The organism is Soonwooa sp., from assembly GCF_032062245.1.
Classification (GTDB): domain Bacteria; phylum Bacteroidota; class Bacteroidia; order Flavobacteriales; family Weeksellaceae; genus Soonwooa.
Window position 1 is genome coordinate 18,190 of the sequence record NZ_DAMBQF010000001.1, and the last position, 17,060, is coordinate 35,249.

Here is a 17,060-nt window from a genome sequence, read left to right on the forward strand (position 1 = left end):
ATAAAATTAAAAAAGCTTTAGCCAAGACTTATTTTAAGTTTTGGCTAAAGCCTTTATAAATATCATACAAACAAAGTGTTTAATTCAAATTGCTAATAATTTATTCTTGATTCAGTTTCTTTACCATTGTCAGAATGGTTGCAATCGCAACGGTTTCTCCCGTTTCGTCATAAACATCTACCAGCCAACGAACAATTCCTTTCGCAATATCTTCTTCGTCACGTTTTTCTTGATTAATTTTTTCTTTGCAGGTAAACTTCACGCCAATTGTCATTCCTGGATAAACTGGCTTCACAAAACGGCATTCGTCCAAGCCATAATTCAGTAAAACAGGACCTTTTCTGGCGTCAACGAATAATCCAGCAGCTTTACTCAGAATGAAATATCCGTGAGCCACACGCCCTTCGAAAATTGTCCCTTCCAAAGATGTCGCATCCATATGTGCATAGAAATTATCTCCGGAAACATTGGCAAAATTGGTGATATCAGATTCTGTAACAGTATGTTTTGCCGTGATATAAGTTTCACCGATTTTCAGTTCTTCAAAATGCTTTCTGAATGGATGAATGTTATCTTCCCATTGTTTTCCGCCGTATTGATATTGCTGAGTGATATGCGTTAACGTTGTTGGCGAACCTTGAATCGCCGTGCGTTGCATATAATGAAGAACGCCACGTTTTCCGCCCATTTCTTCGCCACCGCCAGCTCTTCCCGGACCTCCGTGAATCAACATCGGCAAAGGTGAACCGTGACCTGTACTTTCTTTGGCGCAGTCTGAATTAAGAATCAAAATTCGGCCGTGCATTGATGCGGCTCCAATAACAAAATCTCTGGCAAAATCATCATCAGCCGTCACAACCGAACAGCAAAGCGAACCTTTTCCCATTCTTGCTAACTCAATTGCTTCATCTAAATTATTATAAGGAATGATTGTGCTAACTGGGCCGAAAGCTTCAATATTATGACAATCTGTATATTTAAAAGGGTCAGAATTAAGGAATAAAATCGGAGAAATAAATGCGCCTTTATTTTTGTCCGCACCTTTAACTTCAAAATTTTCCAGATTTCCGAAAACGATTTCCTGAGTTTTGGATAATTCCTGAACTTTCTCAGAAACTTCTTTCACTTGGTCTTTATTGGCCAAAGCGCCCATTCTTACACCATCAACATTCGGATCACCGATGATAACACCAGAAAGTCTTTGTCCAAGTGCAATCTGAACATCTTCCACTAAATTTACAGGAACTAATAATCTTCTGACCGCTGTACATTTTTGTCCAGCTTTAGTTGTCATTTCGCGTGTTGCTTCTTTGATGAACAAATCAAATTCCGTTGTTCCAAGTTTTGCATCTTCGCCTAAAACCATTGCATTCAAGGAGTCTGCTTCCAGATTGAAAGGAACAGATTCTTCAACAATTTTTGGATGAGATTTCAACATTTTTCCTGTTGAAGCCGAACCTGTAAATGTCACAACATCTTCCATTGTCACATTATCCAGAATTCCGTTGGCTGAACCACAAATCAATTGCAGACTTCCTTCAGGTAAAATTTGGGAAGCAATAATTTCTTTAACGACAACTTCGGTTAGAAAACTGGTTGCTGTTGCAGGTTTTACAATTGCCGGAACGCCAGCCAAAAGATTGACCGCAATTTTCTCCAACATTCCCCAAACCGGAAAATTAAATGCATTAATATGAATTGCAACACCACGTTTCGGAGTGCAAATATGATGTCCGATGAACGTTCCTTCCTTCGAAAGCTTCACCGCATCGCCGTCGATGTAATAAGGTAAATCGGGAAATTGCCTTCTGAGTGATGCGTTAGCAAAAAGATTTCCAATTCCGCCTTCGATGTCTACCCAGGAATCTGCTTTGGTTGCGCCGGTTGCCCAACTCACTTTATAGAAAGTTTCTTTCTTTTCCAAAAGATGGAATGCGAGTTTCTTTAACATTAATCCTCTTTCCTGAAAAGTTAATTTCCGAAGAGCCGGGCCGCCAATTTTTCTGGCATAGTCCATCATTTCCGCAAAATCCAGACCTTTGGAAGTTGCTGTTGCTACCAATTCTCCATTAATCGAATTATATAAAGCCTGCCCTTCTCCCTCACCTTTTATCCATCTTCCGAGCGCATAATTTTCTAGTTGATTCATTTTTTTTGTATTTATGTATTTATGAAAATGTACAAAGTAGAATGTGTCGTTAAATGTACTTTTTAATTTGTACATTCTACTTTTTACAACTAATTAAACCTTCTCAATTACCACCGCAAAACCTTGTCCCAAACCTACACACATTGTTGCCAGCGCATATTTTTTATTTTGATTATGAAGTTCATACATTGCAGAATTCAGGATTCTTGCGCCACTCATTCCTAGTGGATGACCTAATGCGATTGCACCTCCGTTTGGATTGATTCTCGAATCGTCATCCGCCAAGCCCCAAGCTCTGATACAGGCTAAACTTTGTGCTGCAAAAGCTTCGTTTAATTCAATAATATCAATATCATTAAAAGTAAGACCTGCTTTTTGCAAAGCCAATTCTGCGGCTTTAACAGGACCAATTCCCATGATTCGTGGCTCTACACCAGCAACAGCGCTTGATACAATTCTTGCTTTTGGTGTTAAACCAAATTCTTTAATTGCTTGTTCTGAAGCAAGAAGATTAGCTGCCGCACCATCATTTAATCCTGAAGCGTTACCAGCAGTTACAGTTCCATCTTTTTTGAAAGCCGTTCTCAGTTTTGATAAACCTTCAACTGTTGTATCGTTTTTAGGAAATTCGTCTTTGTCAAAAATTATATCTTCACCTTTTCTTTGAGGAATATTAACGCCGACAATTTCTTTAGACAATCTTCCGTTTTCCTGAGCAACTTTAGCTTTCTGCTGAGAATTATAGGCAAACAAATCCTGGTCTTCACGCGAAATTTGGTCACGCTCAGCAAGATTTTCTGCCGTCTCGCCCATGGCATCAGCACCATACATTTCTTTCATTTTTGGGTTGATAAAACGCCATCCGAAAGTTGTATCATATATTTTTGAATCGCCACCAAAAGGCGTTTCTGTTTTTGAAATCACCAATGGACCACGTGTCATATTTTCGACACCGCCAGAAATCATCAAGTCGGCATCGCCAACCTGAATTGCTCTTGCTGCATTAATCGCCGCTGACAAACCGGAAGCGCAAAGTCTATTCACCGTTTCGCCGGGAACGTGATAATCCAAACCGGAAAGCAAAGCTGACATACGAGCGACATTTCTGTTGTCCTCACCTGCTTGATTGGCACAACCTAACACGACATCATAAATTCTTTTTTGGTCGATATTCGTGTTACGCTCCAAAAGTTTTTTAATAACAAAAGCCGCCATATCATCTGGACGTATGCTAGCTAAACTTCCTTTAAGTTTTCCGATTGGTGTACGAACACCGTCTACTATATATACTTGGTTCATTTTTTTTGATATTAGATTTTACAATTAATATTTTTTTCTATCGTTAATAAAAAGTTTTGTTTTCTTTGGCTAAACGACGGATAATTGGACTACAACGGTAGCGATCTTCATGATAGAAGTTATAAAGTTCATCCAATTCTTTTTCTAAATTTTGAAGTCCAAATTCGTCTGCCCAAGCTAATAGTCCTTTCGGGTAATTAACGCCTTTAGTCATTGCAACATCGATATCTTCAACTGAAGCAATATTTAAGAAATAGGCATCTGCTGCTTCATTCATCAACATTATTAAAACTCTTTTAAAAATTTTTTCTAAAAGTTTAGGATTTGTATCTAGTTCTGGCTGTGTCGCATTTTCTGAATAGTCATAAAAACCTCTACCCGACTTTCTTCCATAAAATCCAGCTTCGAATAATCGTTTTTGAGTAAACGATGGTTTAAATTTTGGATCATAGAAAAACTCCTTGAAAACACTTTCTGTAACACGATAGTTAACGTCATGTCCTATAAAATCCATCAACAGGAAAGGTCCCATTCGGAAACCTCCCAAACTTGTCATGGCATAATCAATCGTCGCACAATCTGCAACGCCTTCTTCTAAAATTCTGATTGCTTCTCCATAGAAAGGTCTTGCCACACGATTCACGATAAATCCTGGTGTATCTTTCGCAATAGCAGGAAGTTTTTTCCAGTTTTCAACTAAAGATTTCGTTTGTGTAACTATAGCAGGATTGGTTTGTACAGCAGGAATAATTTCAACCAAAGCCATCAAAGGTGCTGGATTAAAAAAGTGAATTCCGATAACACGATTTGGTTTTTGGCAAGACGCTGCAATAGAAGCCATTGACAACGAAGACGTGTTACTTGCCAAAATACAATCTTCAGATACTAAATTTTCTAATTTTTGAAACAAATCTTTTTTGATATCTAAATCTTCGATAATTGCTTCTATAATTAATTCCGAATGCGAAAGTTCATCCAATTTATTAACTAATCGAATTTTACTAAAATAAAGTTCAGAATCTTGCAAAGAAATTTTTCCTTTGTCAGCCAGTTTTTGAAAGGTTGCTTCTAGATTAGCGCCAGCTTTCTCTAACGCAATCGGATTGCTATCGTACAGACAAATATCATTGCCCGCCATTGCGACAACTTGAGCAATTCCGCTTCCCATTGCGCCACTTCCTACAATTCCTATTTTCATTTACTTTTTAATATTAGAATTTCATTTTTATTAATGACATTTAAAATAGTCAAAAGGTTCGCGGCAGTCTTCGCATTGATATAATGCTTTGCAAGCCGTCGATCCAAATTGACTTATCAATTTTGTATGACTTGATCCGCAATGTGGACAAGGCACCTCATCGGGCTTTGCAAACAAATCGTCTTGATTTGTTTTAGAATAAACTGGTGGCGCAATGCCATAAGCTTTTAGTTTTTCTTTTGCCTCCGCTGTCATCCAATCAGTCGTCCAAGCCGGACTTAATCGATTGGTTAATTTTACATTCTTGATACCTTTTTCAATAAGTTTTAATCGAATTGACTTATTGATCATTGATGTTGCTGGACAACCTGAATATGTTGGCGTTACAACAACTTCGACATCATCATCTTTGATAAGAACTTCTCTGACAATGCCAAGTTCCAAAATGTTAAGCACAGGAACTTCTGGATCCTGTACTTCACTTAAAAACCGCCAAATTTGTTCTTCTTTAAACTGCATTTCTTGCTGCTATTTCGACGGTTTGTAATCGTCGTTATTAATTTTAGCCATCGGTTAAAACCCAATGCTATGATAATTCGTACCTTCGGGACTATACAAGTTGAAGCATATTTTCAAATGTAAAGATTAGTATTAGGAGAACTACGAAGTGGCTCAACTAATTTACCATTCCATATTAGGGTAAGTGCGTTGCATATATTGCATTTCTGCAAATATGTAACCTAAAGCCTCGGTATGTTTACCGTCTTTACCACCAATTAATTTTCTTGATTTTGAAAAATCAACAGTCAACGTCGCTTCTTCTAAAACCTGATTAACACGAGTTATCCATTTATCTTTAAAAGTTGTGATGTCTGGCATTTCACCTGAAGCTATCAAAGACCTTTCCCAATTAGTTGGAATGAACATTTCGTCGGTATAATCAACAAAATCAAGAATTGATTTTTGAATTTTATCATGACTTTCTTCAGTGCCATCACCTAAACGGATTACCCATTCTGAGCTCCATTTTGTATGGTAAGTTGCTTCCTTCAAAGATTTTTCAGCGATGGCTGCAATTTCTGAATTTGAAGATTTCTTCAGTTCATTTAACAACAAAACATTATAGATATCGAAGTAAAACTGTCTTGCAATGGTATCTCCGAAATGTCCGTTTGGACGTTCGGTGATTAAAAGATTTTTGAAATCTCTTTCGTTGCGTAAAAATGCTAAATCGTCTTCAGTTTTGCCTTCACCTTGTAGATTAGCCGCTAACTCATAATAATGAGATGCTTCTCCTAAAAGATCCAAAGCAATATTTGACAATGCAATATCTTGTTCTAAAACAGGTCCTTTGCCACACCATTCTGACAAACGTTGCCCAAGAATCATGCTGGTATCTGCCAAATGAAGAAGATAGTTGAGCTGGTTGTTTTCTTTATTTTCCATTTTACTTGAAACGCTAAAATGCGCAAGTTTTAATTTTAAATTTGTTGATGGACTTTATAATTAAGTCCAATTGGGCTAAAAATTTTATCTTCCTCCGAAAATTAAAATCGGAACCCGAATCTGCAGCCCGGCCTGAGTGGAGCTCTTTTTGTGTAGCGTAGCGAAACAAAAAAGCGGGAACGGAGGACGGAAAAGCTGCCCAAATTGTTTTACATATTTTTGATTTCTTCAGGAACGTGGTAGAAGGTCGGATGTCTGTATACCTTGTCCTCCGAAGGCTCATAAAATGCACCTGCATCGTCGGGACTAGAAGCGGTGATAAATTTGGACTCAACAACCCAAATACTAACACCCTCCAAACGTCTGGTGTAAACATCTCTGGCATTTTGAATTGCCATTTCTGCATCGGCAGCATGAAGGCTACCAACATGTTTGTGATCTAGTCCTTGGCGGCTTCTGATGAAGACTTCCCAAAGTGGCCATTCGTTATTTTGCATCTTAACTTATTTTTTTCTGTTGTTCTTTTTGTTTTCTTTTTTCGTGGTAAGCTGTTGCCGCGTCTCGTACCCAAGCGCCTTCGTCGAAAGCTTTGCGACGTACTTCGAGTCTTTCTTTGTTGCACATTCCGTTGCCTTTAACGACATTCCAGAATTCTTCCCAATCGATTTCTCCGAATTCGTAGTGTCCAGTTTCTTCGTTGAACTTTAAATCTGGATCAGGAATTGTCAATCCTAAATATTCGGCTTGTGGCACCGTCATATCTACAAATCGTTGTCTTAACTCATCGTTTGAGAAACGTTTAATTCTCCAGTTCATAGAAGCTTCGGTGTTTCCTGATTCGGCATCACGAGGTCCAAACATCATCAAGGTTGGCCACCACCAACGGTTGAATGCGTCTTGTGCCATTTCTTTTTGTTCCGGTGAGCCTTGAGCCAACTTCATCATCAACTCGTAACCTTGACGTTGGTGGAAACTTTCTTCTTTACAAATCCTAACCATCGCCCTTGCATAAGGGCCATAAGATGCTCTACACAATGGCACTTGGTTAAGAATTGCCGCACCGTCTACCAACCAACCAATTGCACCCATATCTGCCCAAGTTAATGTTGGATAATTGAAGATACTTGAATATTTTGCTTTCCCTGAATGTAGGTCACGAAGTGTTTCGTCACGTGTTACGCCTAAAGTTTCGGCTGCACAATAAAGGTATAAACCATGTCCGCCTTCATCTTGAACTTTTGCTAAAAGGATTTTTTTACGTTTCAAGCTTGGTGCTCTGGTAATCCAATTGGCTTCCGGCAACATCCCAACAATCTCGGAATGTGCGTGTTGAGAAATCTGACGAATAAGCGTCTTTCTATAAGCTTCCGGCATCCAATCTTTTGGCTCGATGCGGATTTCGTTATCGATTTTGTTTTGGAAGTGTTGTTCCAAGTTGATTTCTGTTGTTTCCATAATTTTTATTTTTTAATGGAATTATTTTTTTTAAAATCTTTTATAAAATAGGATTTGTGCTATTCTATATCGACTAATAATTTTCATTTTTTGTGAATAGATTTTCGGTCTATTCTGTTATTAACCGCCTCGACGGGGGCTAGGTTTTTCTGCATTATGTTGTCGCAGCCCGACTTGAGCGGAGCTCATTTTTTTTGCGTTGGACTAAGCCTTGGCAAAAAATAGCGGGAGCGGAAGGCGGAAATGCTGCCCCAATAATGAATCTATAATTACTTGATGTCAAAATTAACAATAACTTCCTCTGAACGTGGATGCGCCTGACAAGATAGGATAAATCCTGCATCCAACTCATCTTGCTCCAAAGAATAATTGATGTCCATTTCGACTTCGCCTTTCTCCAACTTGCATTTACAAGTCGCGCAAACACCGCCTTTACAAGCGTATGGCAGATCTGCACCGTTTTGTAATGCGGCATCCAAAATGGTCTGCCCGTGATAAGCCAAATCCATATTAAGTGCCGATGCGTCCAGCTTAACGGTTACTTTGCTGTATTTATCGTCTGCTCTGTTAACCGCTTGTGCATGTTCTTTTTTCTTCTCCTCTGCTGTTGCACTGTAAAACAATTCAAAATGAATCTTTTTGGGCTCTAGACCTGCGTCTTGCAATGTATCGCGAACGTCAAGAATCATATCTTCTGGACCGCAAAGGAAAACCTCATCAATGGTGTCAACAGGGACAATATGCTCTAAAAAAAGCTTGGCTTTTTCTGCTGTGATACGTCCTGCCAACAAATCGGCGTCGGCAATCTCGCGGCTCAAAATATGGTAAACACTAAGTCTATCCATAAAGATATTCTTAAGTGCTTCGATGTCTTCTTTAAAGATAATGTGGGCTTTATTTCGGTTGCCGTAGATTAAAACAAAGTTGCTGTTGGGCTCGTTTTTCAGAACGGATTTTACAATCGACATCACTGGAGTGATGCCACTTCCTGCCGCAAAGGCAACATAAGTTTTTTTATTGTAAGGTTTTAGTTCTGTAAAGAAAGTCCCTTGTGGCGTCATTACTTCTACCACGTCGCCTTCTTTTGCAACATCGTTAATATAGCTCGAAAATACGCCATCTGTGATCTTCTTCACCGCAACTTTTAGTTCATCTTCGCATGGACTTGCACAAATTGAGTAGGAACGTCTAATCTCTTGGCCGTTGTTAATTTGTTTGAATGTTAAATATTGTCCTTGCGTAAATCTAAATTGCTCTTTTAAGTCCTCTGGCACGTCAAAACTTACCGAAACACAGTCTGGCGTTTCGCGTTTGATTTTTTTTATTTTGAGAGGATGAAAAGTTGTTGACATTATCTATTAAATATTTATTCCGTTAAGTAAAATTGTTGAAAGTTCTTCTTGTAATTCTTCCGCCGAAATATCTCGGCTTGGCTTGTACCAAAGCTCGATCCAGCGTAAAGATGACAAGATTGTGAACAGAGCTACGGAAACATTCATGGTTTTGAATTCTCCTGACTTCATGCCTTCTTCAAGGACAAAAGCAAAACTTCTTTCGTAGGATTTTCTGATGCTTTTGTATTCTTCCTTCTTCTGATCGCGAAGATACTTCCAATCGTTATTTGCCACCGAAACTGCGGCTGCATCGTGAATCATCAAGTCGATATGGACTTTGATAATTTGTTTTAATTTATCTTGAAAACTAGCTTCTGTGTCTGCAATTTCTGAAAGGTGTGTCGTGTAAGCGTCAGCTATTTTAAAACAAATCAATTCTAAAATTTCGTCTTTAGATTTGATATGGTTGTACATCGACGCGGCTTCCATACCTACTTTTTCAGCAATGTCGCGCATGCCTGTCCCTCCAAAACCACGATCTTTAAAAAGCTTCGAAGCTTCGGTAAGGATAAGTTCTCTTTTATTTACTTTAGTTCTTAATGGCGCCATTTTAATATTTTAAAAGCTGATCGATTTGTATTTTTAATTTCTCAGCATTTGGAAGCATGGTTTCTTCTAAAACAGAGTTAAGTGGAATGGCTGGCATATTCTCAGCGCCAACCACTTTAACAGGCGCATCCAAATCGCGGAAACATGTATCCGAAATTCTTGCTGCAATGCTTTGCGCAAAGCTATTCTGTACTGGTTCTTCTGTTAAAACGATACAACGATTATGCTTTTTAACACTTTCAAAAATTCTTTTTTCGTCAAGCGGTGCCAAAGTTCTTAAATCGATAATTTCTACACGACCTTCAAAATCTTTAGCAGCATTGCTCGCCCAATAAACACCCATTCCGTAAGTGATAATCGTCAATGTTGATCGCTCTTTTTGAGAATCTGCTAACAAGACTTCTCTAGCTTTCCCAAATGGAATGATATAATCTTCGTCTGGCTCAATTGTTTTTGCTTCTTCAGTTCCTGCAATTTTTGACCAATAAAGTCCTTTATGTTCCAACATCACTACTGGATTTGGATCGTAATAAGCCGACTTCATCAAACCTTTAAGATCTGCTCCTGTCGATGGATAAGCGATTTTAATTCCTTTAATATTCGTTAAAACACTTTCCACAGAACTTGAATGGTAAGGTCCACCACTTCCGTAAGCGCCAATCGGAACTCTCAAAATCATGGATACTGGCCATTTTCCGTTTGATAAATAACAACTTCTTGCTACTTCGGTAAACAATTGATTAAGACCTGGCCAAATATAATCAGCAAACTGAACCTCAACAATTGGTTTTAGCCCAACAGCACTCATACCAACCGTTGATCCAATAATAAATGCTTCTTGGATTGGTGTATTGAAAACTCTTTTGTCGCCAAATTGTCCCGCCAAAGTAATCGCTTCACGGAAAACACCACCCAAACGTGCTCCAACATCTTGTCCGTACAACAAAGATTCGGGATGTTTGTCCATAATTTCGCGAATGGCGAACAAAGCGCAATCCACCATTACGGTTGGCACTTTGCCTTCTGGCACACGAATTCCTTTTTCTTCGGTAATTGGTGTTGGCACAAAATCGTGGGTGAACAAATCTTCTGGTCGAGGATCTTCCGCTTGCAAAGCTCTTTGGTAATCGGCTTTAACAAGGTTTAAAACCTCATTTTCTATTGTTGAAACTTCAGAATCGTCGATTCCGAATTCTGATAATTTTTCTCTAAGTTTTGGAAGTGGATCTCTTGTCGCTGCTTCTTCCAAATCGTCACGGTACCATTCTTTTCTAACCCCAGAAGTATGGTGATTTAGTAAAGGAACCTTCGCATGAATCAACATTGGGCGACGTTCTTCACGAATAATGCGGATGCATTCTTTAACTGTTTCGTAAGATTTAATAAAATCTGTTCCGTCAATTGTTCTCGCCTTTATACCTTCAAAACCTTGAATGTACTTTGACATATCTTGCGCACGAATTTCTGAAGCATGCGCAGAAATATCCCACTCGTTATCTTGAACCAAATATAAAATCGGAAGTTGTTTCAAAGCTGCCATTTGAAAAGCCTCTGCTACTTCACCTTCAGTACAACTTGCGTCTCCAAGAGAACAAACTGCAATTGGTTTATCATCGAAATCTTCTGCAAGACCTAATTCTTCTTTATATTTTAAACCCATCGCAACACCAGTTGTTGGGATCGCTTGCATACCTGTCGCACTACTCTGATGTGGAATTTTCGGCATGTCATCGCGTCTCAAACTCGGATGCGAATAATAAGTTCTACCACCAGAAAATGGATCATCACGCTTTGCTAAGAGTTGAAGCATCAACTCGTAAGGCGTAATTCCGATGCCTAAAAGGATGCTATCATCACGATAATAAGCACTCAAAAAATCTTGTGGTAAAAGTTGTAAGCCTACTGCTAATTGTATCGCTTCGTGACCACGAGACGTCGCATGCACATATTTAGAAGCCACACGTTTTTCTTCCTCATACAATTCGGTAAGACTTTTAGCAGTAAACATCAATCGATAAGCATTCTTCAGAAAATCTTCCAAATTGCTTTCGTTAATATTTTTTTTAGGTTGGGTTAATTCCATTTTTACTTTTTACTAAACTTATTAAATTAGATATTTCGGTTGTCGACAATACGGTTAAGTTTTCCGCCTTCGCTTCTTGGCAAGTCACCAATATTACAAAGACAAACTTCCATTGACAATCCGATGCAATCTTTTATTTTCTTCTCAAGCGTTTTTTTAACTTGTAAAAGTTGTTCGCTTGAGCTTTTATTTTCATCTGAAATTTTAAAAATATCGCAACTTTTCAAAAAAGCGTCTTCAATTTCTACAGAGACTTTCACGCTATCCATTGCCGATTTTCGTGTTAATTCGATTTGATAATTAGCAGAAGCAAAATCATAAGCTTCCAAAACATCTGCAATCTGAGTATGGAAAAAATTAACACCTCTAATAATCATCATATCATCGGCACGACCAACGATTGGTCCCATTTTCACTAAAGTTCGAGACTTAGAATGTTCATAAGTGAGATTCGTAATGTCGCCCGTCCAATATCTGATAATCGGCATCGCCTCTTTAGTTAAAGTCGTTAAAACCAAAACACCATATTCGCCTTCAGCCACTGGTTCGCCAGTTTTTTCGTCAACAATTTCTGGATAGAAAAGATCTTCCCAGATATAACTTCCTGTTCCGCGTTCTTCAACTGATTCTTGCGCCACACCAGGGCCAATAATTTCGCTTAAACCGTAAATATTAGTCGCTTTCACATTAAGACCTGCTTCGATTCTTTTTCTTAAACTTTCCGACCAAGGCTCAGAACCTAGAATCGCATATTTAAGGTTAAGTGTTTTAATATCGATATTTCGTCTTTTGATCTCTTCAATAATACTTAAAAGATAAGATGGTGTTGCTGCAATGGCTTCTGGTTGAAAATCTTGAAGCAACATAATTTGACGTTCGGTTCCCCCACCAGAAATCGGAATAACATTCATTCCTAATTTTTCGGCGCTGTAATGAAGACCAAGACCTCCCGTGAAAAGTCCGTAACTGTATGCATTTTGCAACTTCATACCAGCTTCGCAGCCTGCAGCCGCCAAAGATCTTGCGACAACTTCAGAAAACAATTCGATGTCATTTTTTGTATAACCAACAACGGTAGGCTTTCCTGTTGTTCCGCTAGAACAATGCAATCTTGCTACTTTTTCTTGAGGTACAGCAAACAATCCGAATGGATAATTGTCGCGTAAATCGTGTTTTTTGGTGAAAGGAAGTTTTTGTAAATCTTCCAAAGATCTAATCCCCGAAATGTCAATCCCAAATGCGTCATACTTACTTTTATAAAACTCAACATTCTTATAAACATATTGAACAATATTTTGCAAAGATTCCGTCTGAAGTGCTCTCAGCTTATCTTTTGTTAAAGTTTCTGCATTGGGATTAAATATCATTTTCGAGATTAATATTTTGTGATTGGTCGTTTACAAATATAAAAAAATAATCGACACTAACAAACGTTAGTTAGTGATTTTAATCAATATTTAGGATTAAGTTCAATTTAGATTGATGGAAAAAAAAAATTATTGTAGTTTTGAAACACTTTAAAAAAATTTGATGAAACTACGAGTACTTTTAGGATTAGCTTTTTGGTGTGCTTTGTTTTTATTCTCTTGTAAAAATGACGATATCGTTTTTGATACGCCAGCACAATCGTTGAAATTTTCGACAGACACTGTGTTTTGCGACACCGTTTATAACCAAATGCGTTCCGAAACTTATGCTGTAAAAGTCTATAATAACGACAACAAAGATGTGCAAATCCCGAGAATTTCTCTAGAAGGTGGCAATGCTTCTCTTTATCGTATTAATGTTGATGGAAAATCTGGAACCGATTTCAAAAATGTTCCTTTAAGAAAAAATGATAGTCTTTTTGTTTTCGTAGAAATTGCGCCGACTGCCAATGCTCCAGAAGCAATCGCAGAAGACAAAGTGGTTTTCGAAACCTCAGCTGGACAACAAAAAGTAACACTTTTCTCAGTAGTTCAAGATGCTGAATATTTTATCCAATCGGACACTAATCCAAATATTATATCTGACGACACGACTTGGAAAAACGATAAAGCGAAAATTATTTTTGGTGATTTAACACTTGCTGAAGGCAAAAAACTTACGGTTGAAAAAGGAACTAAAGTCTATTTCCACAAGAAGAGTGGACTTAACATTTCTAAAAATGCCATACTTGATGTACAAGGTGAATATCAAAACGAAGTAACTTTCCGTGGTGATAGAAACGATACACGATACGACACGCTACCTGCTAACTGGAACGGAATACGCATGGAAGCTGCCTCTACACTTAATATGAACTACGCCAAAGTCTACGGCGGAACGGTTGGTCTGCAACTAAAAGATAATATTGCAACAATTAAAAATAGCATCATCCACACTTTCCAAAGTTTCGGCATCTATGCGATCGGTGCAAATTTGAAAACCAACAATTTGGTGATGAATAACTGCGGCGAAGCAGATTTAGCAATCTTTAAAGGTGGTACTTACAATTTGACATACAGCACTTTTGCAAATTATTGGGACTTAAATGGAAGTCTTTCCGGCTTGAGCATCTACGCAACCAACTCTTGGAAAGACGGCGATAACGAGTATAAAGAACCGCTTATTTTCAACATGACTAACTCGATTGCTTATAACAATTTGTCAAATGCAGTTCTTTTTGCTCCAACGACTGGACAAGTCTTTAATTATAACATTAAAAACTCTTTGTTAAAATATGATGATAAAGCAGGTTTCGCTTTTGAAAACAATAACAACATCCAAAATTCTATCAAAAACGTGGAACCAAAATTCGCTAACTATTATATTCACAAAATGAATTTAAGAGTTAAAGAAGGTTCTGGCGCAATCGGAAAAGGCACGCGTCTTGTGGCTGGCGAAAAAGATATTACAGGTAAAGACAGAAAGAGTCCATCAACAATTGGAGCTTACGAATTTTAATAGATTTTTTTAAAAAAAAATGGAAATCACAAAACTTCAACAAGAAGTCGATGCTTGGATAAAAACGGTTGGCGTTAGATATTTTAACGAGTTGACCAATATGGCGATGTTGACCGAAGAAGTTGGCGAAGTAGCAAGAATTATTGCCCGTCGTTATGGTGAACAAAGTGAAAAAGAATCTGACAAATCCAAAGATTTGGGTGAAGAATTGGCCGATGTTCTCTTTGTAACTTTATGTCTAGCTAACCAAACTGGCGTGGACTTGCAATCTGCTTTCGATAAAAAAATGAAACTAAAAACCGAGCGTGATGCAGAAAGGCATGCTCAAAATGAAAAACTAAAATAAAGCTTTTATGCTATTAAAAAAGTCCCAACTGATAGACGGACAACAGATACAAATTACCGGTTCGAAAAGTATTTCGAACCGTCTTTTGATTTTGGCCGGTCTGTATAATCATATCGACATTCTCAATTTATCAAATTCGCAGGACACGCAACTCCTAGAGGCTGCGCTTAACCAAACTGGCGATGTTATCGACATCCATCATGCGGGAACAGCGATGCGATTTTTAACGTCTTATCTGGCGATACAAGAAGGAAGAACGGTGACTTTGACGGGTTCGGACAGAATGAAACAACGCCCGATTAAAGATTTGGTTTCGGCTTTAAAATCTTTAGGTGCTGATATTGAATATTTGGAAAATGATGGTTTTCCGCCTTTAAAGATTGTTGGTAAAAAACTTTCTAAAAACGAAGTTGAAATTCCTGCTAATATTTCGAGTCAGTTTATTACATCTTTGATGTTGATTGGTGCTAAACTAGAAAATGGTCTTAACATCAATCTGGTTGGCGAAATCACTTCTCGTCCTTATCTGGAAATGACTTTACATATTCTGCATAATCTTGGTATTGAAGCTAAACTTGACGGTCAACAAATTAAAATCGAAGCGCATACAGAAAGCCTAAGAACACAACATTACGAAGTGGAAAGCGATTGGTCATCTGCATCTTATTATTATTCTTTAGCAGCGGTTGGTCGAAAAGTTATTAATCTAAAAAGTTTTAAAACATTGTCTTTGCAGGGCGACAGCGTTATAAAAGAATTGTATTGGAAATTTTTCGGGATTGATACATTATCAGATTTTGCGGAAAACAGCATTGCATTAATGCCCGATCCGCATCATGAGTTAACAGAATTTATCAGCGTTGACATGAATGATTGTCCAGACATTGCACAAACTTTGTGTGTGACAGCAACGCTTTTGAAGATTCCGTTTTCGATAACTGGTCTGCAAACGCTAAAGGTCAAAGAAACGGATCGATTGGTTGCGCTTCAAAAAGAATTAAAAAAATTGGGGGCAACAACCATCATCACCAACGATAGAATCGAATCTGTCAACTTTGGTCAAGCCGACGCACACATCCAAGTCGAAACTTATAATGATCATCGTATGGCAATGGCTTTTGCACCAGCGGCTTTGCTTTACGATCTTGAGATCTTGGACGACCAAGTGGTTGAAAAATCTTATCCCGAATTTTGGACAGATTTTAAAAAAGTGACCGAACAATTATAATCAAACAAAGGTAAAAATAGTTATCGCTAGCCCCGATGGAAGCGGCATCCTTTTGTGTGGGAGTGAGGCGGCGGAGCGTAGCAGAGCCGACCGAGCGACCAACAAAAGATATAGCGAACAGCGGGTCCATATTGTCATAGAACGACAAAATGGTCTTGCTCCTAAAAATTAATAAAATGTCAAAAGTATACATCATCACGGGAAGTTCGACTGGAATCGGTTTTGCGCTTGCAGAATATTTTGGTAAAAAAGGAAATAAAGTCTACGGTCTTAGCCGGAAAACGACCGATAGTCCACATTTTATGTGCCTACCAACGGATGTCACTAAGAATGATGACGTTAAAAATGCAGTTGGGAAAATTCTTGAAAAAGAAGGCAAAATCGATGTTCTCATCAACAATGCTGGAATGGGAATGGTAGGCGCTGTAGAAGATTCTGGCCAAGATGAGATTTTAAAACTTTTTAACCTAAATCTTGTTGGAACTGTGCAAATGATAAGTGCAGTGATGCCAACAATGCGTGCCCAAAAATCGGGACAAATTATTAACATTTCGAGTATTGGAAGCGAAATGGGTTTGCCTTTCCGAGGATTTTATTCGGCATCCAAAGCGGCAGTCGACAAAGTTACGGAAGCGATGCGCTATGAGGTTGAGCAATGGAACGTAAATGTCTGCTCGCTTCACCTTGGCGACATTAAAACCAATATCGCTGACAACCGCATCAAAACCAATGTTTCTGCACCATATCAAGGGATTTTTGAAAAAGTTTATTCTTTGATGAACGCGCATGTTGACAAAGGTAATGAACCTTTGGAAGTTGCCACCTACATCGATCAACTTCTACAAAAATCAAGCTGGAAAGCGCATTATTATTTTGGTGCTTTTGGACAAAAAATTGGTGTTCCGTTGAAATGGATTTTGCCACAAAACTTGTACGAACATCTGATGAAGAAATACAATAATCTAAAGTAATTTCTGTTAAACTAATG

The 17,060-nt window shown here is 38.2% G+C and carries 15 protein-coding genes; 4 read left to right on the forward strand and 11 right to left on the reverse strand.

The window, feature by feature from the left end; translation table 11 throughout:
• Nucleotides 1-100 precede the first annotated feature (100 nt).
• From paaZ to RT037_RS00135, 11 genes are all read right to left on the reverse strand, one after another.
• Nucleotides 101-2,149 carry a phenylacetic acid degradation bifunctional protein PaaZ gene (gene paaZ, locus RT037_RS00085; protein WP_313026732.1) on the reverse strand — a complete coding sequence of 683 codons (2,049 nt, stop codon included), beginning with the start codon at nt 2,147-2,149 and terminating at the stop codon, nt 101-103.
• Nucleotides 2,150-2,242: 93 nt separating this feature from the next.
• The gene (pcaF, locus tag RT037_RS00090) at nt 2,243-3,448 is read right to left on the reverse strand and encodes a 3-oxoadipyl-CoA thiolase (protein WP_312321814.1); all 1,206 of its coding nucleotides are present in this window, start codon (nt 3,446-3,448) and stop codon (nt 2,243-2,245) included.
• Nucleotides 3,449-3,491: 43 nt separating this feature from the next.
• Nucleotides 3,492-4,646, reverse strand: coding sequence for a 3-hydroxyacyl-CoA dehydrogenase NAD-binding domain-containing protein (locus tag RT037_RS00095; RefSeq protein WP_313026738.1), 1,155 nt, complete (start codon nt 4,644-4,646; stop codon nt 3,492-3,494).
• A 30-nt stretch (nt 4,647-4,676) separates the two neighbouring features.
• Nucleotides 4,677-5,165: a 1,2-phenylacetyl-CoA epoxidase subunit PaaD gene (gene paaD / locus RT037_RS00100; RefSeq protein ID WP_313026743.1), complete on the reverse strand. Its 489-nt coding sequence runs from the start codon at nt 5,163-5,165 to the stop codon at nt 4,677-4,679.
• Between the two features lie 162 nt (nt 5,166-5,327).
• Nucleotides 5,328-6,092: a 1,2-phenylacetyl-CoA epoxidase subunit PaaC gene (gene paaC, locus RT037_RS00105; RefSeq protein WP_313026748.1), complete on the reverse strand. Its 765-nt coding sequence runs from the start codon at nt 6,090-6,092 to the stop codon at nt 5,328-5,330.
• 209 nt (nt 6,093-6,301) lie between these two features.
• Nucleotides 6,302-6,589 (reverse strand): 1,2-phenylacetyl-CoA epoxidase subunit PaaB, encoded by a 288-nt coding sequence (paaB, locus tag RT037_RS00110; RefSeq protein WP_079666698.1) that lies wholly within the window; start codon nt 6,587-6,589, stop codon nt 6,302-6,304.
• Nucleotide 6,590: 1 nt separating this feature from the next.
• The gene (paaA, locus tag RT037_RS00115) at nt 6,591-7,547 is read right to left on the reverse strand and encodes a 1,2-phenylacetyl-CoA epoxidase subunit PaaA (protein ID WP_313026755.1); all 957 of its coding nucleotides are present in this window, start codon (nt 7,545-7,547) and stop codon (nt 6,591-6,593) included.
• Nucleotides 7,548-7,816: 269 nt separating this feature from the next.
• Entirely contained in the window at nt 7,817-8,899 is a 1,083-nt protein-coding gene (gene paaE / locus RT037_RS00120) for a 1,2-phenylacetyl-CoA epoxidase subunit PaaE (protein WP_313026760.1), read from the reverse strand.
• 6 nt (nt 8,900-8,905) lie between these two features.
• A complete protein-coding gene (locus RT037_RS00125; RefSeq protein ID WP_313026764.1) occupies nt 8,906-9,490 on the reverse strand; it encodes a TetR/AcrR family transcriptional regulator in 585 nt (194 codons plus the stop codon).
• A 1-nt stretch (nt 9,491) separates the two neighbouring features.
• The gene (locus tag RT037_RS00130; RefSeq protein WP_313026769.1) at nt 9,492-11,573 is read right to left on the reverse strand and encodes a thiamine pyrophosphate-dependent enzyme; all 2,082 of its coding nucleotides are present in this window, start codon (nt 11,571-11,573) and stop codon (nt 9,492-9,494) included.
• Between the two features lie 26 nt (nt 11,574-11,599).
• Entirely contained in the window at nt 11,600-12,940 is a 1,341-nt protein-coding gene (locus tag RT037_RS00135) for a phenylacetate--CoA ligase (protein WP_313026774.1), read from the reverse strand.
• A gap of 163 nt (nt 12,941-13,103) precedes the next feature.
• Here RT037_RS00135 and RT037_RS00140 point away from each other — a divergent pair, with 163 nt between their 5' ends.
• The 4 genes from RT037_RS00140 (at nt 13,104) to RT037_RS00155 (ending at nt 17,043) form a co-directional block, all read left to right on the forward strand.
• Nucleotides 13,104-14,498: a hypothetical protein gene (locus RT037_RS00140; protein ID WP_313026778.1), complete on the forward strand. Its 1,395-nt coding sequence runs from the start codon at nt 13,104-13,106 to the stop codon at nt 14,496-14,498.
• Nucleotides 14,499-14,517: 19 nt separating this feature from the next.
• Complete coding sequence (locus RT037_RS00145) at nt 14,518-14,844, forward strand: nucleotide pyrophosphohydrolase (protein WP_079666692.1); 327 nt, start codon at nt 14,518-14,520, stop codon at nt 14,842-14,844.
• 7 nt (nt 14,845-14,851) lie between these two features.
• On the forward strand, nt 14,852-16,072 hold the full coding sequence (locus RT037_RS00150) for a 3-phosphoshikimate 1-carboxyvinyltransferase (RefSeq protein WP_313026782.1): 1,221 nt from the start codon (nt 14,852-14,854) through the stop codon (nt 16,070-16,072).
• 176 nt (nt 16,073-16,248) lie between these two features.
• Nucleotides 16,249-17,043, forward strand: coding sequence for an SDR family oxidoreductase (locus tag RT037_RS00155; RefSeq protein ID WP_313026785.1), 795 nt, complete (start codon nt 16,249-16,251; stop codon nt 17,041-17,043).
• Nucleotides 17,044-17,060: the final 17 nt, after the last annotated feature.